A 24,634-nucleotide genomic window follows, 5' to 3' on the forward strand; every position below is an offset into this window, starting at 1 on the left:
GCAACATCTGCCGCGCAGCTTACGCAACGGCCCTGGGTTTCGGGCATAATTGATGGCTATTTCCCGACTTCCCGCACGGAACCAACACCTCATGCGTACCGCAGAAATCCGTCAGAAATTCCTCGGCTTCTTTGAGAGCAAGAACCATCAGGTGGTTGCCTCCAGCCCACTGGTGCCTGGCAACGACCCCACCATCATGTTCACCGTGGCGGGCATGGTGCAGTTCAAGGATGTGTTCCTGGGCAATGAGAAGCGCAGCTATACCCGCGCCACCACCAGCCAGAAATGCCTGCGTGCCGGTGGCAAGCACAACGATCTGGAGAACGTGGGCTATACCGCCCGCCACCACACTTTCTTCGAAATGCTGGGTAATTTCAGCTTCGGCGATTACTTCAAGCGTGATGCCATCACCTATGCCTGGGAGTTCCTGACCAGCCCGGCCTGGCTGGGCCTGCCCAAGGAAAAGCTGATGGTGACGGTCTACGCCACTGATGACGAGGCCTATAAGATCTGGAACGAGGAAGTCGGTCTACCGCCCGAGCGCATCGTCCGCATAGGCGACAACAAGGGTGCGCCCTACGCCAGCGACAACTTCTGGACCATGGGCGATACCGGCCCCTGCGGCCCCTGCACCGAGATATTCTACGATCACGGCGCGGATGTAGCTGGCGGCCCACCCGGCAGCCCCGATGAAGACGGCGATCGCTTCATGGAGATCTGGAACAATGTGTTCATGCAGTTCAACCGCGACGAAAGCGGCACACTGCATCCGCTGCCCAAGCCCTCGGTCGATACCGGCATGGGCTTGGAACGCCTCTCCACCGTGCTGCAGCACGTCAAATCCAACTACGAAACCGACATCCTCTCCAGCCTGGTGCGGGCTGCCGCGCGCGAAACCGGCGTGCCTTACAGCCAGGACGTGCCTTCGCTGAAGGTTATTGCCGACCATATCCGCGCCTGTACCTTCCTGGTGGCCGATGGCGTGTTGCCATCCAACGAAGGCCGTGGCTATGTGCTGCGCCGCATCGTCCGCCGCGCCATACGCCATGGCTACAAGCTGGGCCAGAAGGGCCTGTTCTTCCACAAGCTGGTGCCCGATGTCACTGCCACCATGGGCGATGCCTATCCGCAGTTGCTTGCCGATCAGGATCGCATCGTTGCTGCCCTGCGGCACGAGGAAGAGCAATTTGCCCGTACCCTGGATATCGGCATGGCACTGCTGGAAAAGTCCCTGGAAGGTGGCAAGAACCAGTTGGACGGCAAGACCGCCTTTACCCTGCACAGCACCTACGGCTTCCCTATCGACCTGACGGCAGATGTCTGCCGCGAGCGCAATGTGCAAGTCGATATGGCCGGCTATGAGCGGGAACTGGCCGAAGAGCAGGAGCGTGGCCGTGCCGCTGGCAAGTTCAATGCCGCTGCCAATGTCGAATACAGTGGCGCCGACACCGCCTTCGAGGGCTACGACAAAAGCCGCAGCGAAGCCAAGGTGCTGGCGCTTTACAAGGACGGCGCCGCCGTCTCAGCCTTGCAAGCCGGTGATGAAGGCGTTGTGGTGCTCGACAATACCGCCTTCTATGCAGAAGGCGGCGGCCAAGTTGGCGATACCGGCAAGCTAACTGCCGGCAACAATGTTTTTGAGGTAACCGACACCCAGAAGGTGAAGGCAGCCGTATTCGGCCACCAAGGCAAGCTCAGCAGCGGCAGCCTGAAGCTGGGTGATACCGTACTGGCCAGCATCGACACCGACAATCGCCTGGCTACCGCACGCAACCACTCCGCGACCCATTTGCTGCATGCTGCACTGCGCAGCGTGCTGGGCACCCATGTGCAACAAAAGGGCTCGCTGGTGAACAGCGAACGCACCCGTTTTGACTTCGCCCATACCCAGGCAGTCACAACCGAAGAAATCGCCCGCATCGAAGCCTTGGTAAACCAGGAAATCGCCGCCAACAATGCAGTTTCCGCCACCATCATGAAGCAGGACGATGCCCTGAAGGCCGGCGCCATGGCGTTGTTCGGCGAGAAGTACGGCGATGAAGTGCGCGTGCTGAAAATGGGCGAGTTCTCCACCGAGCTTTGCGGCGGCACCCATGTGCAGCGCACGGGTGACATCGGCTTCTTCAAGATTGTTGCTGAAGGCGGCGTAGCGGCGGGCATTCGACGAGTTGAAGCCGTGACTGGCGCCGGCGCGCTGGCCTATGTCCAAGGACTGGAGCGCGAGGTAAAGAGCGCTACCCAGTTGGTGGGCGCGCAGCCAGGCGACCTGCTGGGCAAGCTGGAGAAACTGCAAGCCGAGCAAAAGGCACTGGAGAAGGAACTGGCCAAGCTCAAGGGCAAGCTGGCTTCCAGCGCGGGCGACAGCCTGGCCGACCAAGCCATCGAGGTCAACGGCATCAAGGTGCTGGCGGCTGCAGTAGAAGGCGCCGACAGCAATGCCCTGCGCGAGATGCTTGACAAGCTGAAAGACAAATTGGGCAGTGCCGCCATCGTGCTGGCCTCTGTCAGCGAGGGCAAGGTAGCGCTGGCGGCAGGTGTGACGGCGGACCTGACCGGCCGCGTCAAGGCAGGCGAACTGGTGAACTTTGTGGCCCAGCAAGTCGGTGGCAAGGGTGGCGGCCGCCCTGACATGGCCATGGCCGGCGGCACCAATCCGGCGGGCTTGCCTGCGGCGCTGGCGGGTGTGGCAACGTGGGTACAGGCCAAGTAAACCTGTACTTCATCCAGCAAAAAAGCCGGCTTATGCCGGCTTTTTTGCTGGTACATCCAAGGTAACGGCGGCGAACCCAACTGCCAGCAACCTGCTTCGCCAAGCAACACCAGGCCAGAGCGAAGAATTTTCAAAAAGTATGTATTTGATACTTAATGGTAAATTCATATCTGGCGGCGCTAGCATTGCTAGGTAAACGAGGTATCTGGGCGTTCCCTACAGCGGTGGCATAAAGAAACCTGCAATCAGCGCCTCATCGACCTCTGCCAGGCTAGCAGGTGACCAACGCGGCGCATTGTCCTTCTCCACCAGCAAGGCCCGGACACCTTCAGCAAAATCCGGGTGGCGGCAGCATTGGCGCGACAGGTTTAGCTCCATGTCGAACACCTGCTGCAGCGACAGGTGGCGGGCGCGCTGCTGTGCCGCCACGATCAGGCGCATGGATGTGGGCGACCCGGCAGCCAGCTTTTTCGCCCCGGCGCGCAGCCATTCGTCCGCCCCTTCATAGCGGGTAATGGCCGCCACCATTTCGTCCACGCTGTCGTAATCGGTCAGTGACTGGATGGCATCGTAGTGGGCACGTATGGGCGATGGCGGCAGCTCCAGCTGGGTCAGTCGGCTAAGCTCGCGCAACTGGCTGGAGAGCAAGCGCTTGTCCTGCTCACCCTGCCCTGTCCAGGCAATGGCCGCCAGTTCTTGGCACAGCTCATCGCGCAACGCGCTGGGCAAGGCAAAGTCGGCCATGCCGGTGAACAGGGCATCGGCGGCATTGAAGCTGGCCCCGGTAAGCCCCAGGTATATGCCCAGCCGCCCTGGTAGACGATTGAGAAACCAGGAGCCGCCGACGTCGGGATACAGGCCTATGGTGACTTCGGGCATGGCAATGCGGGAGCGTTCTGTCACGACCCGGTGACTGGCACCCACCAGCAATCCCAGGCCGCCCCCCATCACGATGCCATGTCCCCAGGCGAGTATGGGCTTGGGGTAGGTATGGATGGCGTAGTCGAGGGCATACTCCTCAGTAAAGAAGGCATCGGTCGTCGCAAAATCACCACTGCGTATGGCGTCATGCATGGCCACCACATCGCCGCCGGCACAGAAGGCCTTCTCGCCAGCCCCCTGCAGCAGCACGCAGACGATATCGGGATTGTCGCGCCACTCCAGCAGGGTTGGGGTCACCGCCCGTATCATCGCCAGGGATAGTGCGTTGAGCGACTTCTCGGCATGCAGGGTAATCACCCCGATCTGCCGGCCATTGGCGGTAGGGTGCAGTGCAAAAAGGGCGGGAGCAGTCATGGTAGTTAGCGCAAGCGGTAAAGGTGGAAATCAGCAGCCACGGGTGTGGTACCAGATATTGTAACGACCCTTGCTGTCACGCAGGGGCAACCAGCCCTCGAGCATGGCCGGGGGCACGGCCGGCTTCTCCTGGCAAGGGTCAGGCACCAGCCTTACCTGCAGCCACCAGCGGCGGCCCAGCTGGCGCTTGCCTATGATGCTGGGCACCAGGCTGTCATCGCCCTTGAACAAGGCATACTGCTGGCCGTCGGGGACAGACCACAGTCGCCTGTCCCAGCCTGGCGCAAAATAGTTCAGTTGATCCGGCCCCACCATGGCCGCCATGGGTTTGAAGCCAGGCGGCTGTGCATCGGGCAGCCAAACCCAGCGTATGGGCTGGCCCTGCAAGGCCAGGCGCAACCAGCCTGGCTGTTGCTGGTAGACCAGCGCATCTGCTGTCTCGTAGCCGGTCTCCAGGTACTGCAGCTTGTCGACAGCCAGTTGCTGCGTGGCAGCTGACTGCTGAGGCGCCGCATACACGGTCACCCGACCGGGCGATGCCCCCTCCTGCAGCCAGCGATCAAGTGCCGGTAGTTTGACCACACCTTCGGCGGCCGGCGGCGGGAAGTGCTCCGGCGCATAGCTGGTTGCTACCGCCACCATGGGCAGCAGCAGGGCCAGACTCAGGCTAGCGGTTCTGCCAGACAGGTGGACGTTTTTCCAGAAATGCATTGACGCCCTCCTGCTGGTCCTGGGTGTCGAACAGATCGACGAACTTTTCACGCTCCATAGTCAGCGCCGACCACATGGGTTGCTTGCGGGCAGCCTGTATCAGCTGCTTGCAAGCCGCCACCGAGGAAGGGCTCTGCTTGGCCACCTTCTCGGCCAGCTCCAGTGCCTTCTGGCGGGACTCGCCGCTGGCCACCACTTCTTCCACCAAGCCTATCCTGAGTGCCGTCTGGGCATCCAAGCGCTCACCACACAGTATCATGCGCTTGGCCCAACCTTCGCCTACCAGCCAGGGCAGGTGCTGGGTACCCAGCCCGCCGGGCAGCAGGCCTACGGCAGCCTCGGGCAGGGCCATGACCGCGTGCTCCTCGGCAATGCGGATATCACAGGCCAGCGCGGCCTCCAGCCCACCGCCCATGGCGTAGCCATTGATGGCGGCGATACTGACGCCCCGGAACTGCGCCAGCGTCTCGAATGCCTTGCCGAAGAAAGTGATCATCTGCCTAGCGCGGGCCTTGTCACCCCCCGCGAACACATTGAGATCAGCGCCCGCACTGAAAAACTTTGGGCCATTGCCCGTCAGCACCAGTGCGTAGATTTCGCGGTCTGCGTTCAGCTGCTCCACCATGGCCTTGAGGGCTGGCAGGCTGGTTTCGGTCCAGGTATTGGCGGGCGGGTTGTTGATGGTGATCAGCGCGGTATGGCCTACGCGCTCAAGCTGGAGCAGTTCGCTCATGTGGTCTCCTTGTTGGGCAGCCGACCCACACTATAACGTAGCCGGCCAAGATGATTGACGTCCACGTCAATTTATCGCGACACTTCCACCTTTGTCACCCACAAAGCAACTCATCATGAAATTCATTGCTCTGATCGCGGCCTCGCTGCTCGCCACGACCGCCTTTGCCCAAGAGGCCGCCACCCCTGCGGCTGCGCCGGCAACCGCCGCGCCAGCCGCCCCCAAGCATGACTGCAAGGCCCCCAGCCACCCTGGCCGGAGCGCCAGCCAGATACGCATGGATGCCTTCAACAAGCAACACAAGGCCTATGGCGAGTGCATGAAAAAATACATTGATGAGCAGGTTGCCATTTCCAATGCAGCCGCGAGCACCGGCAATGCCGCCATCAAGGAATACAACGACTACGTGAAGGCATTGAACGAGATCAACGGCCAATAGTTCAGTAGCCACCTACTGGCAATCAAGCAAACGGCCCTCTTGACGGGCCGTTTGTCTTAGAGTCTGTTCAAAGTCTTTTCGCCGCGCGCCGGCACGCTGGGTCAATCCGGGCTATTGGCCTGCTCACTCAGCCTGCCGCAAACCACACTGCTGGCCGCCAGCGTGCCCTCGGACCAATCCCTTACCCCCTGCCCTGCTACATCTGCCCAGGTTTCCATGATCTCACTGGCTAGGCTGACCGGGCTGGCAGGATGAGGTAGCAGCCGGGCTATGCCCTGCCCTTCTCCCACGCTCAGTCGCATGCCCTGGTTGCGCGCCAGTTCCATCAGCTCGGTGTTATAGGGCAGGAAGTACATAACCACCTCGACCACGCCCAAATTGCGGGCATGCAGGATGGCGCGCCCAAGCATGCGGCCCGCCAATCCCTGGCGGCGCTGGCCCGCGTCGACGCTGACGCCTATTTCGGCCGTCTTGCCTTGTCCATCCAGCGCCAGATGCGTCAGGCCTATCAGGCTAGGCTGGCCCTCGCGGCCCTGCCATACGCCATAGTGGGCATCGCGCTCAAAGTCCAGCCGACGCACGTAATCCCGTATCGAATCATCGCTGGCGGGCCGGGCAAAGCGTTGCACCCGGTCTGTTTCGTCCAGCCGCAGCAGGTGGGCCAGCATGGCAGGCGCATCGGCCTGGTTTAGCTGCCGCACCAGCATCATTGCAGTCGTTGACATAGCAAGCTCCTGTGTTGACCAGGGGTGCCGTGTTGTCTCCGTACCGCGTGGCCTTGTGGGCTTTGTGCGCGGTACACGCTACTTTTAAGCGTGCAGCTTAAGGATTGCAAGTTGCCGGCCAATCATGTTGCATCGCAACAACCATAGCCATCAGGCAAGGGGCGGCAAGCAGTGCCCGCAAGCAAAAGGCGTGTCGCGCTGCCGCGACACGCCTTCAAGGGAGCCTTCCGAAACCAGCTCACTCCATCAACCCACTCAGGCCGTCCCTCCCACCGTCAGGCCGCCATCTATTCGTATGGTGGGCTGGCCCACGCCCACGGGCACGCTCTGCCCGTCCTTGCCGCAGGTGCCTACGCCGGCATCCAGCTGCAGGTCGTTGCCTATCATGCCCACCTTGGTCAACACATCAGGGCCGTTGCCTATCAAGGTCGCCCCCTTGACCGGATACTGGATCTTGCCGTCTTCCACCCAGTAGGCTTCGCTGGCCGAGAACACAAATTTGCCGCTGGTGATATCCACCTGGCCACCGGCGAACTGGACGGCATACAGGCCGCGCTTGATCGAGCTGATGATCTCTTCCGGTGACTTGTCGCCATTCATCATGACCGTATTGGTCATGCGTGGCATGGTGATATGGGCGTAACTCTCACGCCGGCCGTTGCCCGTCGGCGCCACGCCCATCAGACGAGCATTGAGGCTGTCTTGCAGATAGCCCTGCAGCACGCCATCCTCGATCAACACCGTACGCTGGGTAGAATTGCCCTCATCGTCCACATTCAGCGAGCCGCGGCGGTCTGGTATGGTGCCATCATCCACCACCGTCACCCCCTTGGCTGCCACCCGCTGGCCGACCTTGCCGGCGAAGGCGGAGCTGCCCTTGCGATTGAAATCACCTTCCAGGCCATGGCCTATGGCTTCATGCAGCAGGATGCCAGGCCAGCCATTGCCCAGCACCACCGTCATTTCCCCCGCCGGCGCGGGCCTGGCGTCCAGGTTTACCAGGGCCTGGCGCACCGCCTCACGGGCATAGCCCTGCAGTCGCTCTTCGCTGAAGTAGCTGTAATCGTAACGGCCGCCGCCTCCCACATGTGCCGATTCACGCCGGCCGTTTTGTTCTACGATCACCTGTATCCCAACCCGTACCAGCGGCCTGACATCGGCGGCCCGATGGCCATCGTGGCGGGCAATGTAGATCACCTCATACTCGCCGGCCAGGCTGGCCATCACCTGGATCACGCGCGGGTCCAGGCTGCGGGCGTAGCTCTCCAGCCGCTCCAGCAGCTTGACCTTGTCGGCCTCGGCCAAGCTGCCCAAGGGGTCCAGGGTGGCATACAGCGGTTGCACCGCCGACGGCCGACGCGCTGCCCCTGCCAGCCCCTGTCCACCTTGCCGGCCTATGGCACGGGTTGCCTTGGCTGCCGAGTGCAGGGCCGCCAGGCTGATGTCGTCTGAGTAGGCAAAGGCCGTCTTCTCGCCGCTGACAGCCCTGACACCCACGCCCTGATCAATATTGAAACTGCCCGATTTGACGATGCCTTCCTCCAGGCTCCAGCCTTCAGCTCGGCTGTACTGGAAGTAAAGATCGGCGTAGTCCACATCATGGCGCATGATTTCGCCAAAAACCTGGTCCAGGGCGGCATCATCCAGACTGTAGGGATTCAGCAGATAATGTTCGGCCGTCTGCGTCGGCAAGGTAGTGCTGCTCATGTTTGTGCTCTTGTCATGGGTAGGCGCGCAGTGCGCCAGGCTGCCACTAGTTCGGCCTGGGGCCAAGGTAGCGGCGCAGGATAGCGGTGAATTGTTGCTGCATGGGGCCGGCCAGCAGGGCTTCCCAGCGGTTCAGCTCGGCCGCGCCAAAACGCGACCGCGAAAAATACAGGCCCGCCCTGAGCTCATTGCGCTCAGGCGTCCAGTCCAGCGTGTGCACCTTACCATCTAGCGCGTAGCGCGGCAGCATCAGGCGGTACAGCATGGGGCTGGAAATCAGGGCGTTGATACGGCCGATTTTCATCTGGTGGTACAGACTTTCGATATCGGCCACTTCAATCAGTTCACCGCGTTCGCGCTGACGGGCAAGCAATTGCTCCCAAATCGCATCGCCGTATTTATAGGAACGTACGATGCCCAGGCGAAACTCCGGCAATTCGTCCAGATCCGCCAGGCTTGCCGGCCGCCCCAGGCTTTTGAGCACCACCAGTTCATTGCCATTGCCCCAATAAGGCAGCGGCATGAACTGCCCAAAGCGATCGCGCTGCTCGGTAGGCAGGGCCGACAGCACCATGTCCGTCTCGCCCTGCTCGTACATCTTCCAGATCAACACCCGAGACAGCTCCGCTACCTGAAAACGGCAGCCGGTCGCCTGGCCCAGCGCCGCCACCAGGTCGGGGTCGATACCTTGCGGCTGGCCCTCCGCATCGCGCCAATAAGCCATGCCAAAAGGGTGGTACGCCACCCGCACGGCCCTGTCGGCGCAACCGTAGTCTGCCGGCGCCGCATAAGCCAGGGTGGCAATCAGCAGTGCCAGGCAGTAGCGCAGCATCAGGCCAGCACTCGATGGCTCAATGCCGGCAAGCCCTGCCTCAGCCTGGCCTTGTAGTCGTGATCGATATCGGCCACCACGATGCCGGAACCACGCGGCAAGCGGTCCAGCACGATGCCCCATGGGTCAACAATCATGCTGTCGCCATGGGTTTCGCGGCCATTGCGGTGAAACCCGCCCTGGGCCGAGGCAATCACATAGGCCAGATTCTCTATGGCGCGGGCACGCACCAGTGTCTCCCAATGCGCTCGTCCGGTGGTTTCGGTAAATGCCGCCGGCACGATGATCAGGTCCACTGGCTGCATGCGGCGGAACAGCTCGGGGAAGCGCAGATCGTAGCAAATGGCCAGACCGATACGGCCAAAGGGCGAGTCGAACACCACCACTTCATCGCCTGGGGTGATGGTGGCTTCCTCACGGTAGGTCTCCGTGCCCATTTCAAAGCCGAACAGATGGATCTTGTCGTAACGCGCAACCTGGCGGCCCAGGTCATCGAACACCAGGGTGGAGTTCCGTACCTTGGCGGGGTCTTCAGTCCACAGCGGCACCGAGCCACCTACGATCCAGATGCCCAGCTTCTTAGCTGTCTTGGATAAAAAAGCCTGTATCTGCCCCTCACCCGGCTGCTCACGTACGGCCACCTTGTCAGTGTCCTTCAGGCCCAGAATGGCAAAGTATTCGGGCAGGACCACCAGCTTGGCGCCCTGTTTGGCGGCCAGCTTGAGCAAGACTTCTGCCTCGGTCAGATTGGCCGATACGCTAGGGCCGGAAGCCATCTGCACGGCAGCAACCCGCAAGCCGCCGCTGGTAGCGGCGCGGGCTGCGGCTTGCTGGCTGGTATGAGCACGAGTCGACATGATGTGTCTCCTTTCTTGTATTTTGAAGGCGGTTTACCACCCTGACGCCGCTTGGTGAACGCGCTCTGACGAGGCGCTTCCAGCAATCTCGCCTGCGCCTATCCACTACGGAGAGGCTGAAGCAAGGCTGCGGTGCTGGGCTGGGCTATCCCCTTAATGCCGTCCGCACGGCTACTTGCTACTACCTGCTGCGCCTACCTTGCTGTACTGCGGGTCTGTCCAGGTGCCGGTGATATCGTACTCATAGGCCACCAACTGCCCCAACGGGTCTTTCAGCACCCGCTGCAGCAGAAACGCCCCCACACCCACCAGGGGGTTGGCCAGTGCCACCCCAGCCCCCACGGCAAAGCTATCGCCCACCGTGGGCACGATGCGCACACGTAGCTTCTGGGTTTCCCGGCCTATGTCGGTCTCGCCCCTGAACAGTACCTGTGCCGCAGGTCCGACTATGGTCAGATTGTCCGTCGTCATCACGCCTCGCACTACCTTACTATCGCCCTCGATACGGTCGAAGGCAAAGCCCTCGCTGAAGACATCGCGAAAATCCAGAGTCAGGCGCCGTTGCAGCGATTGCAGGCTGAGTATCCCCAGCAACCTGCCCATGCCGGGTTCTACCTTGGCAAACTGACCGGATTCGGCCTTGATGCTGAATTTGCCGCTCATGCTGGGATAATCAGGCGCCAACGGTGAACCGCGCCAGGCCAGATCGCCACGCAAACTCCCTTCGCCCCGCCGCACCGTCTCGGGATAGCCAAACCGGCCCAGCAGCTTGCCCACATTGTCAGATGCTATGTCCAGCCTTACCTTGGTGCCTGCATCCTCCCCGACCGGCTGCCACACCCCCTGCATACTGAGCCGTCCGTCGGGATTCGACAGTGTCAGGCTCTCTATCAGCCAGTTCTCCCGCTGCTGTTGCGCTTTTACGTCAAGCCGGCCCAGCGCATGCCCACGGTAGTAAAAGTCTTCGGCAACGATATCCAGTGCAGGCAGGGACTGATTGCTGAAGCCACTCCCTGTTGGTGCACCCGGCGCATCCGGCAAAGGCAGCACCAAGCGGGCAAACCGCGCATGCACCTTGCCCTTGGCCTGTGGCGACCAAGCCAGCCGGCCTTCGATCTGCTTGCCGCTGGCTGTCAATTGCCAAGCCCCATCCTTACCCGGCACGGCGCGCAAGGCCAGATCATCCAGCTGGCTACCCAGCGCCATCAGTTTGCCTGCCCTAAGCTCTATGCCCGCTAATGCCATGCCACTGGCGGCCTTGCCGCCCGCCCCCTCCAACAGCGCCAGCCAAGGGTCCAAGGCAAGCTCAGGCAGGGTGCCGGTCAGCCAGAGCCCACGATTGGCGTTATTGGGCACGCCGCCACCCAGGCGCACTTCGCCTCGCTCCACTTGCCAATCCTGGTCAGTGGCGGCGGCAAGCTGGACTTCAGCATTCAGCTGGCTACCCAGCGCCACCTTCCAGTTCTCTGTCTGCCCGGCATTGTCGAGCACCAGCCGCAAGGGCCTGACCTCGCCCATGGCTTTACCCAACGGTGCCGGTAAATCCAACCGCACATCCTTCAGCGGCGCATCCAACTGCACGCTCCAGCCTTGCTCGGGTAGATCAAGCTGTACTCGATAGTCCGTCATGCCCACCAGGCGATCCGCCAAGGGCAGGCTGTAGCGCTTTGCCGCCAGGCCCACATCAGCACGGCCGCTGGCGCGCATCTGCACCACACCGCTGTCGGAGGTGGACAAGTCAGCCCGGAATGCACCACCCAGCGTGCGCCCCCGCAGGGCGCTGGCGCTGACCTTGCTCTCGGTAAAGGTCAGCTCCCCCTGTAGATCTGTCATTTCAGGCAGTTGTTCACCGACCTGCAGCTGATTGCCGGCAAAGCGGTAACTGCCCGCCAGCTTGGTTGCATCTACATCCTCAAATGGGATCTCCAGCTTGATCGACAGTTTGCCGTCACCGGCGGCGCGAGTAGCACTACCCATGCCATCCAGGCTGGCATCCAGCGGACTCTGCGCGATATAGCGCAGGAACTCGGCAGTCTGCCCTTCGGCCGAGCCCTCTATGCGCACGCTGGGGCTCAGCTCCAGGTCATCGATCACAGCCAGTGCATCGCTTACCCGTGCCCCCAGTATCTGCCCCCCCGCCGCTACCGTGAGCCGGTTGCCAACGATACGTACCTCGCCGTCTATCCCGCTCATGGCAGGCCAGCCGTCGCTGTAGTCCAGCGTCACGCCCTTGGCCTGGGTAACCACCTCCCACACGCCCACCTTGCCATCGGTGAACGGAAAGCCTGCCAAGGGGCCATTCAGCGTAAAGCGCGCATCACGCGCCTCGCCCGCAGTCAGGCTCTGGCGCAGCCAGTGGCGGGTATCGTTGCCCAGCATGATGGGCAGGTAATCGGCCACCTTGCTGGCCGTGAGCCTGGGCACGGCAGCCTTCAAATCCAGGCTGCCCAGGCCCGTACCGGGCCAACGCCAGGTTGCCTGGGCCTGTGCTTCGAGATCAGCGTTGCTGGCGCTGAAATCACTGAGCTTGACGACCCAGTGCTTGCCCACCCTCGACCAATCCAGTGCCAGGCGGATGCGATCCAGATTGAGCGGCTGCTCAAACACCGTGCTGGAGGCCAACCTGAAGCGCTGGCCGCGCAGCGCCAGACTTCCCTTGGACTCACTGAAGGTCAACTCACCATCCACCGGCCCCAAGCTGGGCCAGGGCGCAGGTGCAAGCAGCCCCAGTCCACTGAAACCCACCCGGCCATCATAGGCCTGCGGCTCGCGCCAATCGCCCTTCCAGCTCGCACTCATACGATCCAGGCGACCACTGGGCTGCATGCCGCCAAGCGCTTGGCGCAAGGCAGTGGGCAGGGGCAGCGATGGCGGGAGACTCGCCAATCCGGATAGCGTCACCCCATGGGCGCTGAACTGGCCACCACCCTCCTTGTGAAAGACCAGCGTCGCCTGGCTGCCATCCAGCAACTTGCCGCCATCGGCTCGCAGTTTCAGATCGCCCAGCGTCAACTCTCGTTCGCCGTCGCGGTCTCGCCAGCGCAAGGAACCGGACAAGGCATTGACCTCCAGCGGGGCCAGTTCGGGAGACAGGCGTACCACTACATCGCGCAGTGCCAAACGGGCATCCACGGCCGTGGGGCGCAAGCCCTCAAATGCCAGCTTGAGCTCCAGCCGCCCCTGGCCGCGCCGCAGCGCTACCGGGTAGGGTAGCCACTGCCCCCAGGCCGCCATGTCCACCTTGTCCAGCACGGTGCTGACACTACCCTGCCATTGATCCAGCTGTGCCAGGTCATCCCCGCGCCAGCGGGCCTCAAGCTGGAATGGCTGCGCCAGCGCCGCAGGCGGCGTGGCCGACAGCTCAGCCTGATGCTGGCCAAACAAGCGATTTTCCAGGCTCAGATCCACCTGCTCCAATTGCAGCATTGGTGCCTGCCGCAGGTCATCGCGCCAGCTGATGCGGCCATCCACAATCGCAATATCATGCTGCCGTAATAGCCAGTCGGTCAGGCTGCCTTGCTTGCCTGTCTCGTTCAATGGCAATCCCGCCAGCCTGATCATTCCGTCAGTATCACGGGTCAGCTGGAGATCGGGTTGCAGCAAGGTCAGCTTGTCAAAGCGCAAATCACCCAGCAGTAGCGGCCACCACGATAGCGTGGCCTCAACCTCTGCCAGATTCAGGGCGGGGCGGCCATCGTTGTGGCGCAGGCTAAGCTGTCGAAACGACAAATACGGCAATACACCCCGCCAGCCACCTTCAACCTGCCCTATGCTGATAGGCCGGCCTACACGCTGGCTCAGCTCCGCCACCAGGCGTGGCCGGTACTCGGGCAAATGCGGGAAGAACCACCAATGCAGCCAGGCGGCGCCAAGCGCCCACAGCACGCCCACCGCCAAGGCCGCCCATATCAGGGCGCGGCTGTGCCAATGCAGCAAATGCAGGCATTTGCGGCGCAGCCAGATCAGGCGGGCTTGCAGGGGATGACGATATGGCGCGGGCGACATTGCAGCAGTGAAACGTACGCCCGAACAGGCGGCTAGAATAAGAGCCTGGATTCTAGCTGTCCGCACCACACCGCGTCTCGCGCATTCACAGGGCTTTGCACATATTTACGACATGACAGACCGCCTCGCACCCGCCATCAGCCATAGCCGCTACCTGCAACGGCTGTTTGCCGCGCAGCCCGCCTTGCAAGCCGACACCCTGGCCAGGCTGGACCACCCTTTCGATCGCAGCGCCATGCTGGCTATGCTGCCCATGGGCGCCGATGACGCCACCCTCAAGCCCGCCCTGCGCAAGCTGCGTCAGGCCGTCATGGCGCGTATCTTTAGCCGCGATCTGCTGGGACTGGCGCAATTGGACGAAGTCATTGCCACCGTCAGCGATCTGGCGGAAGTCACCATCCTGGCAGCACTGGAATGCGTTACCCGCGCCGATGAGCGGCATGGCCAGCCCATCGGTAGCGAATCGGGCCAGCTGCAGAAACTGATCGTGGTCGGCATGGGTAAGCTCGGTGGTCGCGAACTCAATGTCTCCAGCGATATCGACCTGATCTTCGTCTACCCCGAAGACGGCGAAACAGATGGCCCCAGGCCGATCTCCAACCATGAGTGGTTTGCCCGCGCGGGCAAGCGCCTAATTGCACTGCTGCATGATGTTACCGCCGATGGCTTTGTTTTCCGGGTGGATATGCGCCTGCGCCCCTTTGGCGACGCAGGCCCACTGGTATCGAGCTTTGCCGCCCTAGAGAACTATCTGCTGACCCAGGGCCGTGAGTGGGAGCGCTACGCCTGGATCAAGGGACGTGCCATCACCGATGAAACCGGCCATTTCGGCCCAGCAGGCCCACAGGGACTGGGGGGTGATGCTGCCGGCCTGATGTCGCTGGTGACCCCGTTCGTTTACCGCAAATATCTGGATTACGGCGCCTACGCCTCCATGCGCGATCTGCACGGGCAGATACAGCGCGAAGTCGTACGGCGTGATTTTGCCGACAATATCAAACTAGGCCCAGGTGGCATCCGCGAGGTGGAGTTCATCGCCCAGGTGTTCCAGTTGATACGCGGCGGCCGGCGCCCCAGCCTGCGTATACGCCCTACCCGCGAGGTATTGCGCGAACTGGTGGGCATGGGCCAGCTGGAGGCACTGACCGTCGCCGAACTGACCGCCGCCTATGTGTTTCTGCGCGATCTGGAGCATCGCCTGCAGTACCTGGACGATGGCCAGACCCAGATGCTGCCTACCAGCGACACCGACAGGGCCTTGATCGCCACTAGCCTCTGTCACCGTGACTGGGCCAGCTTCATGGCGGCGCTGGATACCCACCGCGCCGCTGTCAGTCGCCACTTCGAGCAGGTATTCGCCCTGCCGCAAGCAGAGGGAGATGCCGTGCATCCCCTCGCTGGCGTATGGCTGGGCATTGCCGATGGTCAATCCAGCCAGGGCAAGCTGGCCAACCTGGGATACCAGCAACCAGCGGAGATGGAACGCCTGCTGGCCGCCATTGCCCAGGGTGGCCGCTATCAGACCCTGGCCGACAAGAGCCGCCGCCGGCTTGATGCGCTGATTCCTCCCCTGGTCGAGGTCTGCGCTCGCCAGCCCAACCCCGATGCCACCCTGAGCCGCATCTTGCGCTTTCTCGATGCCATCGCCCGGCGAGAATCCTACCTGGCCCTGCTGGCCGAGCACCCGCAAACCCTCAGCCGGCTTGCCTCCTTGCACAGCGCCAGCCCCTGGGTGGCCGACTACCTGCATAGGCATCCCATCCTGCTGGACGAGCTACTTGATGCCCGCCTGCTGTACACCGCGCCCGACTGGCAAAAGCTGGGTGAACAGCTGCGCTCGGAACTGGCACTGCATCTGGGTGATACCGAGGCTGAGATGGATGTGCTCAGGCACTTTCAGCACCAGCAGGTATTCCGCCTGTGCGCGCAGGATCTCGCGGGCCAGTTCTCCCTGACCACCTTGTCCGACCACCTGTCCGATCTGGCCGACTTGATACTGGCGGTGACCCTGGAAAGAGCCTGGGCCGAGCTGCCAGGCCGCCATCGCGAAGAGGCAGCATTTGCCGCCATAGGTTACGGCAAGCTGGGCGGCAAGGAGCTGGGCTACGGCTCCGATCTGGACGTGATTTTCGTCTACGACGACGACCATCCCGATGCCGGTGAGCTCTACGCCAAGCTGGCAAGGCGAATGATGACCTGGCTATCGACCACCACCGCTGCTGGCGCCCTGTATGAAGTCGACCTGCGCCTGCGCCCCAATGGCGCCTCTGGCTTACTGGTCTCCAGCATCGCCGCCTTGGCGCAGTACCAGCACGAAAACGCCTGGGTATGGGAGCATCAGGCCCTGACCCGCGCCCGCTATGCTGCTGGTGACAAGGCGGTAGGCGCCCAATTCGAGACCGTACGCCGCAATGTCTTGAGCCAGCGCCGCGATCAGGCGCGGCTATCGGAAGACGTCGTAGGCATGCGCGACAAAATGCTGGCCACCCACCCGGCATTGGCCGATGACGTCAAGCATTGCCGCGGTGGACTGGTGGACGTGGAATTCATCGTGCAGTACCTGGTACTCGCCCACGCCCACCACCTACCTGCCCTGCTCGCCAACAGTGGCAATATCGCCCTGCTCAAGACTGCGGCCGAGGCCGGCCTGATTCCTGCCGGTCTCGCCGAAGATGCCCAGACCGCCTATCGCCGGCTACGCGAGCTGCAACACAAGGAGCGATTGAATGGCGCACCCTCGTCTGCCAGCGCGCTGGAGGCCGTGGAGCCCTATTGCGAAGCCGTGCGCGGACTGTGGCGGGTGGTATTTGGCTAAGAGCCTGTTCAATGTCTTTTCGTCGTGTCGCTGATCTGGAAAATGGCCAGGCACACGGCGTGGTGCGCAGGCAATAACAAGTTATTGCCAAGCGCCACAACGCAGCGAGTGGCCGTTTTCCAGATCAGCCCTACGGGTTCGCAGCCTTGCCGGCGAAGGGCGGTGTTGCAAGTCGCTGACGGTACCCGTACCGCTGCGCGTCTTGCGCCTTGCCCTTCATCCGGCAAGGTTGCGAACGACACGGCGAAAAGACATTGAACAGGCTCATAGCCATGCCTTCACCCCGAAAATCGATCATGCTCATCATCCAGCACATTGATACCTACTGGACCAAGGCCACACGCGGTATGCCAGGCGCCGGCCTGCGCAATGCGCTGCCAGATGCCTATCGCCTGCCAGATGCCTTAACCGAGGTACCGCCAGACGGCGCCTTGATCCACCGTCTGCAGCGCAATGAAGGGCAGCATTTTCAGCCTCATACCCAAACCGAGATATTGCCTGTTCCAGGCAGCTATTGGCGTTTCCGCATCGGACAGCACAATGGCGAGATCACCCTATCCTTCTGCTACCACGCAGCCGACCATGGCCTGCCATTTCGGTACAGCAGATCACGTCCCCTCTTTAGCCTGGCGCTGGGTCAGCGTGGCGTATTCCGCATCAATGGACGATTTGCTTCCTATTCAGGGCAGTATTACCGCCAGCACACACTGCACTTTGCACACTTGGCAGCGCTTGATGCGGATTGCTTTATGGTCGGCTCTCCACACCAGGTTCACGATGAATTGGCGCATCTGTTTTAAGGGTGCAGCAAACAACAAGGGCGCCTGTTGGCGCCCTTGTTGTTTGCTACGGTAACGCTGGAATCAAGCCCGGCGCCAGGTTGTCCCTTGCGGTCCATCCTCCAGCACCACGCCGCCCTTCAGCAAGGCATCGCGGATACGGTCGGACTCGGCAAAGTTCCTGGCTTTGCGGGCCTCCAGGCGTGCAGCGATCAGCGCCTCCACCTGTTCGGCCCCAAACTCGTCGCCACTCACCGGCCCGCCTTGCAGATAGGCTACTGGATCACGCTGCAACAGGCCCAGCACATTGGCCAGCGCCTTGAGCTGGGATGCCAGTTCGTGCGAACCACTGCGGTTGACCTCGCCCGCCATCTCAAACAGCACCGCGACTGCCTCGGCCGTATTGAAGTCGTCGTCCATGGCCGTCTTGAAGCGGGTAGCGTAATCGCTATCCCAATGGATGGGCGCACGCGCATCATCCGGCGGGGTGTTCTTCAGCGCGGTGTACAGGCGATCCAATCCCGCCTTGGCGTCGTGCAGCAATTCCTCCGAGTAGTTCACGGGGCTGCGGTAGTGCGCCCGAATGATCAGGAAACGCACCGCCTCACCATCAAACGCCTTGAGCACATCACGTATGGTGAAGAAGTTGCCCAAGGACTTGGACATCTTCTCGCCACCCAGCTGCAGAAAGCCGTTGTGCATCCAGTAGTTCACATAAGTGTGATCATGGCAGCCTTCGGATTGGGCGATCTCGTTCTCGTGGTGAGGAAACTGCAGATCCTCGCCCCCACCGTGGATATCGAAATGGCTGCCCAGGTGATGCTCGGACATCACGGAGCATTCGATATGCCAGCCCGGCCGACCCGGGCCCCAGGGCGATGGCCAGCTGGGCTCACCCGGCTTGGCAGCCTTCCACAGCACGAAGTCCAGCGGGTCGCGCTTGTGCTTGTCCACCTCTACCCGCTGGCCTGCCTGCAGGTCGTCCAGCGATTTACCGGACAGCTTGCCGTAGCCAGGGAACTGGCGCACTGCGTAATACACATCGCCATTGTCGGCAGCGTAGGCGCGACCCTTGGCAATCAGCTTCTCGGTCATGGCCAACATGCCATCCACATGCTGCGTGGCGCGGGGTTCATGGGTGGGCGGCAACAGGTAGAGTTGCGCCAGATCGGCATTCATCTCGGCGATGGTCTCGCTCACCAGCTCATCGGCGGTAATGCCGCGTTCGCCAGCGCGCTTGATGATCTTGTCCTCGATATCGGTGATATTGCGGACATAGGTCACCTGGTAACCCGAGGCATGCAGCCAGCGGTAGATGATGTCGAAAGCGCCCAGCATGCGGGCGTGGCCGATATGGCACAGGTCGTACACCGTCATACCGCAGACATACATGCGCACCCGGCCGGGTTCGATGGGCTTGAAGACCTGCTTTTCGCGGGCCAGGGTGTTGTAGACGGTAAGCATGCAATCCTCTTGGGGAATAAGTCCGGCTCGTTCGAGCCTAAAACGGGATTCTAACAAAGCCAGCAGGTGCGGCCCAAACCGGGTAGCACAAGAGGCCATTAAAACAAAAAAGGCCGGAATCGCTTCCGGCCTTCCTGACTAAGGGTTGCGCTCAACCAAGCAATACGTCGCGCGACACACCTTGTCGGCGCAGGAGTCGCCGGAGACTCTCTAGCGCCTCGATCTGGATCTGCCGGACCCGCTCCCGCGTCAGCTGCAGGTGGGCCGCCAGATCCTCCAACGTACAGATGTCGTAGCCATTCAGGCCATAGCGGCGCTCTATGACCATGCGTTGCTTGTCATTGAGCTGCTTCAGCCATTCCCGCACATAGCGCTGTATCTCGGCATTCTGCAGCACCATTTCCGGGCCGTCGTGCTGTTCATCGGGGATGGATTCACCGATGGATAGCATGGGGTCGATATCCAGCGGGGCATCCAGCGACGCCATGCGCTCGTTCAGGTTCATGACCCGGCGTACATCCTCTACCGGCTTATCCACCTGATAGGCGATTTCCTCCATGGTGGGCTCGCGCCCCATCTGCGCTTCCAGATGACGCTGGGCGCGCAGGTAGACGTTGAGTTCCTTGATGACGTGTACGGGGAGACGTATGGTGCGCGACTGGTTCATGATGGCGCGCTCTATGCTCTGGCGTATCCACCAGGTGGCATAGGTAGAGAAGCGGAAACCCCGTTCTGGGTCGAACTTCTCCAGTGCGTGCATCAGGCCGATATTGCCTTCCTCGATCAGATCGAGCAGGGCCATGCCGCGATTGATATAGTGCTTGGCGATATTCACCACCAGTCGAAGATTATGCTCAATCATCTTCTGGCGGGCATCGAAATCACCCTGGACTACCAATCGGGCCAGGCGGCGCTCCTCGTCAGGCGTGAGCAGCGCGTTGTGGCCGATGTCATTGAGATAGATCTGGGTTACATCACCGGTCGATTCAACCGCATAGCGGCCCACTTCTTCGACCTGCTGGGCGTCTGCCTCAGCTTCTGGCTCCAGGCCTTCCTCATCTTCCTCCTCGTCCAGTAGATCTTCGTCCACTAGCTCTTCGTCGATGGTATCCATGGAGTCGCTCATGGTGTCAGCCCGCCGTCAGGTATTTGGTTGGATCAACCGGCTTGCCAAAGCGCCGGATCTCGAAATGCAGCTTGACCTGCTCTGCATCGGTGTTCCCCATTTCGGCAATTTTGTCTCCCTTTTTCACATTGTCTCCCTCTTTGACCAAGGACTGGCTGTTGTGCGCGTACGCCGACAAATAGGTCTTGTTATGTTTGACGATAACCAGTTTGCCGTAGCCACGCATGGTTCCAACATAGACAACTCGGCCGGCACTGGCAGCAAGTACCGGCTGTCCCAATTTGCCGCCTATATCAATACCTTTGGCAGCATCCGAGAACGGGGTGATGACCTTCCCTACCGTCGGCCAGGACCAATTGAGGTCCTCTTCGCCCAATACTGGGCTGGCCGGCTTGTTATCGGCAGGTTTTGGGTCGGGCTTAACATCGATTTTTTCGACGGGCTTGGGGTCGATCGGCTTGATCGGCGCAGCGCCAGCCTGGGCGGCCGTCTGCACCGGCCCCTCGGCCTGGCGCGCTACCGTGGCGGCATCCGTACCATGCGACAGCTTGAGCGCCTTGGGGTAGCTCACCACTGCCGCCGCGGGCGCTGTAGGTGCGACAGGCGTGACTACCACAGCCGGCGTATCAATCTTGACTGGTGCCGGCGCACTATCGGGACGCAGCGGCCGCACGACAACACCGGCAGTGTCCGGTGCGGCAATATCATTGGGGTCGGACAACAGCAGAATCTGGTCGATCTTGATCAGGTTGGGGTCAGCCAGATGATTCCAGGCGGCGACTTCCTTGTAATCAAGTCCATTTTCCAGGGCAATGCTATAGAGGGTATCGCCCACCCTGACGGTGTAATACTTGCCGCCATCCGGTGCCGCGGTAGCAACAGGACGCGCAGCACTGGCTGTGGCCGGCACAGGTGCAGGTTTGACCGAGGGCGCATTGGCAGGCCGCGTGCGGTCAACAACAGGTGCGGGTGAACGAACCGGGTCGCTCGCACAAGCAGCGAGCAGCAAGGCAGACATCACACCGGCGGTACGGACAACGTTCAACTCGTTACTCCCTTGTATTCGAATTGGTACGTAGCGAGTGGCGCAAAGCCTACAGCGCGACGATGACAGTTTTGCTGAAGCTAGGCAAGGCCCGGCAGCATAGGAACGAAGCGTACTTTTTCCAATTTGGTTTCTATAAAACCAGCTTCGGTACGTTCGATTATTCGTAATTCCTGATCGACATTGCCGATAGGGAAAATCATTCTGCCCCCAACCGCCAATTGTCCAAGCAGGGCTTCGGGTACGTAAGTGGGGGCTGCAGCCATGATAATGGCGTCAAATGGGGCGGCTTCGGCAATACCGACAAAGCCGTCACCGTGCCGCAGGCGGCTATTGCTGATACGTAAATCACGCAGGCGTTGGCGTGCCTTGTCTAGTAGTTGTGCTAGCCGTTCAACCGAATAAACCGTCTTGAATAGTTGCGCCAACACCACGGTTTGATAGCCACAACCGGTGCCGACCTCCAGCACCTTGTCGCGCCGGGCGGCGCCTGCTGCCAGTTCCACCATGCGCGCCACGATATACGGCTGCGAGATGGTCTGCCCCTGCCCTATAGGCAGGGAGACATCGTCATAGGCACGGTGAGACAGGGCTTCATCGATAAAGATATGGCGGGGAGTGTTGGCCATGACGCCCAGCACCTCCTCATTGCGTATGCCTTGCTGGCGCAACCTTTCCACCATGCGGCCACGGGTACGTGCTGAAGTCATGCCGATGCCGGAAAAGTCGTGCTTCATGCCAGCCAGTCCGTCATAAAGTCCAGTTGCTTGAAGGCCGTCAGGTCTATCTGCAGCGGTGTAATCGAGACATAACCATGGGCTACCGCCCAGAAATCCGTGTCCTCTGCCGCATCCTGAGCCGCCCCGAGCGGGCCTACCCACCATATGGTCTCGCCGCGTGGATTCTGGCTCCTGATCACTGGTTCGGCCTTGTGCCGCCGTCCCAGGCGGGTTACCCGCCAGCCTTGTAGGGCCTCATAGGGCAGATCGGGCACATTCACGTTCAGCAGCACGGCACCGCGGAAAGGATCGCGCTGTATCCGTGCAACCAGCTCCTGCGCCACGCGGGCCGCCGTATCGAAATGCCTGGGGGCGTGCTTGGCCAGCGAGATGGCCACGGCTGGCACACCCAGCAGATAAGCCTCGGTTGCCGCCGCCACCGTGCCGGAGTAAATCGTATCGTCACCCATATTGGCGCCGTGATTGATACCCGACACCACCAGGTCGGGCAGCTCGGTCAGCATGCCCGTCACGGCCAAGTGCACGCAATCAGTGGGTGTGCCGTTGACATAATGGAAACCCGAGGCCGCCTGCTTGAGGCTCAGGGGCCGATCGAGTGTCAGGGAGTTGGACGATCCACTGCGATCGCGCTCGGGCGCCACTACGGTGACATCACCTTGGCTGGCCAGGGCCTGCGCCAGCGCAGCCAGCCCCGGCGCAAAATAGCCGTCGTCATTGCTCAACAGGAACTTCATGCATCTCCCTAGCGCGTGTTTACGGTATGTCCACCCCGCAGCCACCCAGGGTTGCGAGATGCCGCCGCATCGTCTGGCAGGCATTCTACCGTTGCCGCAATCAAGCCGGAAATCTGATGGCGAGCAGTGTGCAGCTACAGCGCCCTTTTGCGCCGTGTAATTAGTCCACAAAGCGCGCAATGACTTGGCAAAGCGTCAATAGTGCGGCTTTTGTAGTCGAACCATTGGGTCGATAATAAGCTCAAATCATTCATCCATCTTTTCGAGGTCCACCATGTTTTCCCTAACTTGCTCCCGCCTGCTACTGATCAGCGCCATGGGCACCGCCGTTTTGCTCAGCGGCTGCGCCAGCGATCGCTCCGCTCGCATCTACAGCCCCTCCGAAGCGCTCAATGAAGCCCGAGTCCGCTCCGGCACTGTCGAATCGATCCGCGCCGTTCGCATACAGTCCGATAGCGAATTGGGCCAGTTGATCGGCGCTGTCATCGGCGGTATCGCTGGCAGCAATGTCGGCAAGGGCAGCGGCTCCAGCGTGGGTGCTGTCATTGGCGCCACCGTGGGTGGTGCAGCTGGCGGCGCGATAGGCAAGGACGTCAACGCCAAGGAAGGCATGGAGCTGGTGCTCAGGATGGAAAGCGGCGAAGTCATCGCCGTGGTGCAGGAGGCCGATATCGCCTTTGTGCCAGGCCAAAAGATACGCGTCATCACCCGCGGCCGGGTCAGCCGCGTTGTTCCGGCCAACTGATACGCGAGCAAGCCTCCCTCGCTGACCTGTGCCGTGGGGCGCGTTTCTGCCCCCCGTAGCGTAAACCCGGGCAAGACAAAGGCCGGTGAGCGATTGCTCACCGGCCTTTGTCTTGGGCAGACCTCGTGCCTAGCCAATATTCCCCAGCGTGTTCAGCTTTGCGTACGCTGGTGCTTTTGCCGCTGCTCTGCCCGTTCCTTGAACTTGGTGCGCAGTGCTTCCATGCGCGCCATCTTGTTCTTGATATGGGCGCTGACCGTACGCTTTTGTTCCAGCGTCAGGCTTTCGTAAGCAGCCAGCCATTTGCCACGTACCACATCATGGGCGGCACGGGCCTGATCGCGCATGGCATCCATTTCCCTATCCAGCTTGGCCAGATCCAGTATCTCTTGCTGCTTCTCCGCCGCCATCAGGCTGCGCATCTGCTCACGCTGCTGCTTGAGGCTCTCGCGGGCTGCCTTTGTCGCCGCCTCGGCCTCCGCCCACTTGGCATCCTGCGCGGCGCTCAGCTTCAGTTCACCCTTGATGCGGGACAAGCCGGCAAACGGGCCTGCATCGCCCTTCATGGCATGCATGCCGTGATGCATAGGCCGGTGCATCCGACCATCATGGCCAGCTGGTTCTGCATGGGCAGCGGTCACCAAGCCCAGCAGCGAAAAGGTAATCAGTGTGTGTATCAGGCGCATGTCGTTCACTCCGGTTTAATCGCTGCATGGGGCAGCGCACGATTGCCACTCTACGTGGCAGAAGTAAACGACCGGTGTCCGTACCGGCACGCAGTGTAAGTGTGTGTAAACTCGGGGGGCCTGGGCAAAATCTATTTACAAATTGGGCGCAAAGCCATGCCGCATGACTCAGCCCAGGACAGTGCTCCAGGCACTACTTGCACCACTCAGGCAATGCCACCAGCAACGCGCCATGGCTGTCAGCCGGGCAGATGCCCAGAAGGTGGCTCCCACAATTCCAGGCGGTTGCCCTCCGGGTCCATGACCCAGCCGAATTTGCCGAACTCGGACGTCTCGGTCTTTTCATCGACATTGCAGCCCTCTGCCTTCAGCAGCGCCAGCAAGGCGTGCAGATCGCGTACCCGGTAGTTGACCATAAAGGGCGCCTTGCTCGGGGCGAAGTAAGCGCTGTCTGCAGGGAAAACACTCCAGATCGTCCCCCCCCC

The 24,634-nt window shown here is 61.4% G+C and carries 20 protein-coding genes; 5 read left to right on the forward strand and 15 right to left on the reverse strand.

Features of this window, described 5'->3' with window-relative positions:
- Positions 1-91 precede the first annotated feature (91 nt).
- On the forward strand, positions 92-2,710 hold the full coding sequence (gene alaS, locus QWZ03_RS04550) for an alanine--tRNA ligase (protein WP_290331660.1): 2,619 nt from the start codon (positions 92-94) through the stop codon (positions 2,708-2,710).
- A gap of 216 nt (positions 2,711-2,926) precedes the next feature.
- On the opposite strand, the gene QWZ03_RS04555 is transcribed toward alaS, so the two are convergent.
- From QWZ03_RS04555 to QWZ03_RS04565, 3 genes are read right to left on the reverse strand one after another with little or no spacing between them, the layout of a single operon-like run.
- Complete coding sequence (locus QWZ03_RS04555) at positions 2,927-4,006, reverse strand: enoyl-CoA hydratase/isomerase family protein (RefSeq protein WP_290331661.1); 1,080 nt, start codon at positions 4,004-4,006, stop codon at positions 2,927-2,929.
- A 30-nt stretch (positions 4,007-4,036) separates the two neighbouring features.
- Positions 4,037-4,717: a hypothetical protein gene (locus QWZ03_RS04560; RefSeq protein WP_290331662.1), complete on the reverse strand. Its 681-nt coding sequence runs from the start codon at positions 4,715-4,717 to the stop codon at positions 4,037-4,039.
- Complete coding sequence (locus tag QWZ03_RS04565; RefSeq protein ID WP_290331663.1) at positions 4,674-5,450, reverse strand: enoyl-CoA hydratase; 777 nt, start codon at positions 5,448-5,450, stop codon at positions 4,674-4,676. Before QWZ03_RS04565 ends, QWZ03_RS04560 begins: the two co-directional genes overlap by 44 nt.
- Before the next feature lie 115 nt (positions 5,451-5,565).
- Between QWZ03_RS04565 and QWZ03_RS04570 the strand changes: the two genes are divergently transcribed.
- Positions 5,566-5,889 carry a hypothetical protein gene (locus QWZ03_RS04570; protein WP_290331664.1) on the forward strand — a complete coding sequence of 108 codons (324 nt, stop codon included), beginning with the start codon at positions 5,566-5,568 and terminating at the stop codon, positions 5,887-5,889.
- A gap of 101 nt (positions 5,890-5,990) precedes the next feature.
- Here QWZ03_RS04570 and QWZ03_RS04575 read toward each other — a convergent pair whose 3' ends face one another.
- The 5 genes from QWZ03_RS04575 to QWZ03_RS04595 form a co-directional block, all read right to left on the reverse strand.
- Positions 5,991-6,614, reverse strand: coding sequence for a GNAT family N-acetyltransferase (locus QWZ03_RS04575; RefSeq protein WP_290331665.1), 624 nt, complete (start codon positions 6,612-6,614; stop codon positions 5,991-5,993).
- 255 nt (positions 6,615-6,869) lie between these two features.
- Entirely contained in the window at positions 6,870-8,321 is a 1,452-nt protein-coding gene (gene tldD, locus QWZ03_RS04580) for a metalloprotease TldD (protein ID WP_290331666.1), read from the reverse strand.
- A gap of 46 nt (positions 8,322-8,367) precedes the next feature.
- Positions 8,368-9,153 (reverse strand): substrate-binding periplasmic protein, encoded by a 786-nt coding sequence (locus QWZ03_RS04585; RefSeq protein ID WP_290331668.1) that lies wholly within the window; start codon positions 9,151-9,153, stop codon positions 8,368-8,370.
- Entirely contained in the window at positions 9,153-10,010 is an 858-nt protein-coding gene (locus tag QWZ03_RS04590) for a carbon-nitrogen hydrolase family protein (protein ID WP_290331669.1), read from the reverse strand. Before QWZ03_RS04590 ends, QWZ03_RS04585 begins: the two co-directional genes overlap by 1 nt.
- A gap of 171 nt (positions 10,011-10,181) precedes the next feature.
- Positions 10,182-14,015, reverse strand: coding sequence for a YhdP family protein (locus QWZ03_RS04595; protein WP_290331670.1), 3,834 nt, complete (start codon positions 14,013-14,015; stop codon positions 10,182-10,184).
- A gap of 112 nt (positions 14,016-14,127) precedes the next feature.
- On the opposite strand from QWZ03_RS04595, the gene glnE reads away from it, so the two are divergent.
- Together glnE and QWZ03_RS04605 are read left to right on the forward strand one after the other, a co-directional pair.
- On the forward strand, positions 14,128-16,830 hold the full coding sequence (gene glnE / locus QWZ03_RS04600) for a bifunctional [glutamate--ammonia ligase]-adenylyl-L-tyrosine phosphorylase/[glutamate--ammonia-ligase] adenylyltransferase (protein ID WP_290331671.1): 2,703 nt from the start codon (positions 14,128-14,130) through the stop codon (positions 16,828-16,830).
- Positions 16,831-17,039: 209 nt separating this feature from the next.
- Positions 17,040-17,630, forward strand: coding sequence for a hypothetical protein (locus tag QWZ03_RS04605; RefSeq protein ID WP_290331673.1), 591 nt, complete (start codon positions 17,040-17,042; stop codon positions 17,628-17,630).
- A 63-nt stretch (positions 17,631-17,693) separates the two neighbouring features.
- Here QWZ03_RS04605 and cysS read toward each other — a convergent pair whose 3' ends face one another.
- The 5 genes from cysS to surE form a co-directional block, all read right to left on the reverse strand.
- Positions 17,694-19,073 (reverse strand): cysteine--tRNA ligase, encoded by a 1,380-nt coding sequence (gene cysS, locus QWZ03_RS04610; protein WP_290331674.1) that lies wholly within the window; start codon positions 19,071-19,073, stop codon positions 17,694-17,696.
- Between the two features lie 151 nt (positions 19,074-19,224).
- Positions 19,225-20,187, reverse strand: coding sequence for an RNA polymerase sigma factor RpoS (gene rpoS / locus QWZ03_RS04615; protein ID WP_284197417.1), 963 nt, complete (start codon positions 20,185-20,187; stop codon positions 19,225-19,227).
- A gap of 16 nt (positions 20,188-20,203) precedes the next feature.
- On the reverse strand, positions 20,204-21,244 hold the full coding sequence (locus QWZ03_RS04620; RefSeq protein ID WP_290331675.1) for a peptidoglycan DD-metalloendopeptidase family protein: 1,041 nt from the start codon (positions 21,242-21,244) through the stop codon (positions 20,204-20,206).
- A gap of 80 nt (positions 21,245-21,324) precedes the next feature.
- Complete coding sequence (locus QWZ03_RS04625; protein WP_284197419.1) at positions 21,325-21,981, reverse strand: protein-L-isoaspartate(D-aspartate) O-methyltransferase; 657 nt, start codon at positions 21,979-21,981, stop codon at positions 21,325-21,327.
- Entirely contained in the window at positions 21,978-22,718 is a 741-nt protein-coding gene (surE, locus tag QWZ03_RS04630) for a 5'/3'-nucleotidase SurE (protein ID WP_290331676.1), read from the reverse strand. The genes QWZ03_RS04625 and surE overlap by 4 nt, the downstream gene beginning before the upstream one ends.
- A 274-nt stretch (positions 22,719-22,992) precedes the next feature.
- On the opposite strand from surE, the gene QWZ03_RS04635 reads away from it, so the two are divergent.
- A complete protein-coding gene (locus QWZ03_RS04635) occupies positions 22,993-23,463 on the forward strand; it encodes an outer membrane lipoprotein (RefSeq protein WP_290331677.1) in 471 nt (156 codons plus the stop codon).
- 152 nt (positions 23,464-23,615) lie between these two features.
- On the opposite strand, the gene QWZ03_RS04640 is transcribed toward QWZ03_RS04635, so the two are convergent.
- Together QWZ03_RS04640 and QWZ03_RS04645 are read right to left on the reverse strand one after the other, a co-directional pair.
- Entirely contained in the window at positions 23,616-24,149 is a 534-nt protein-coding gene (locus tag QWZ03_RS04640) for a Spy/CpxP family protein refolding chaperone (protein WP_290331678.1), read from the reverse strand.
- A gap of 239 nt (positions 24,150-24,388) precedes the next feature.
- The coding region (locus QWZ03_RS04645; protein WP_373322355.1) for a VOC family protein at positions 24,389-24,634 on the reverse strand (246 nt) is incomplete at its 5' end.

Source organism: Chitinimonas viridis (genome assembly GCF_030409555.1).
GTDB classification, from domain to species: domain Bacteria; phylum Pseudomonadota; class Gammaproteobacteria; order Burkholderiales; family Chitinimonadaceae; genus Chitinimonas; species Chitinimonas viridis.